This window comes from Psychrobacter sp. TB20-MNA-CIBAN-0197 (assembly GCF_040309765.1).
GTDB classification, from domain to species: domain Bacteria; phylum Pseudomonadota; class Gammaproteobacteria; order Pseudomonadales; family Moraxellaceae; genus Psychrobacter; species Psychrobacter submarinus.
Genome location: NZ_JBEOPC010000278.1, coordinates 1 through 314, shown reverse-complemented (window position 1 = coordinate 314; position 314 = coordinate 1). Strand labels below are relative to the sequence as shown.

The window sequence follows — 314 nt, the reverse complement described above, 5'->3', positions numbered from 1 at the left end:
AGCGCCAGCATCCGGAAGTCAATTTGCAGCTGACTGTGGTCAACCGTGGCCAGGTCATTCGCCGCCTCTCGGACAACCGCGATGATCTGGTGATCATGTCGATGGTGCCGCAGGACATGGGCCTGGAATTCCTGCCGTTCCTCAACAATCCGATTGTCGCCGTCGCGCGCCCGGATCATCCGCTGGCGCACATGGGCCCGCTGCGCTTGCAGGATCTGGAACCGTATACGCTGCTGATCCGCGAGCCGGGCTCGGGCACACGTCTGGCCTGCGAAGAATATTTCAAGGAAAAGCGCGTGCACTTCACCCAGACC

The 314-nt window shown here is 61.1% G+C and carries 1 protein-coding gene; it reads left to right on the top strand.

All coding sequences use genetic code 11. The features are described 5' to 3' along the window. Positions 1 to 314 (top strand): LysR substrate-binding domain-containing protein (locus AAEY83_RS13655; RefSeq protein ID WP_351059620.1); only part of this gene is annotated, 314 nt, incomplete at both ends.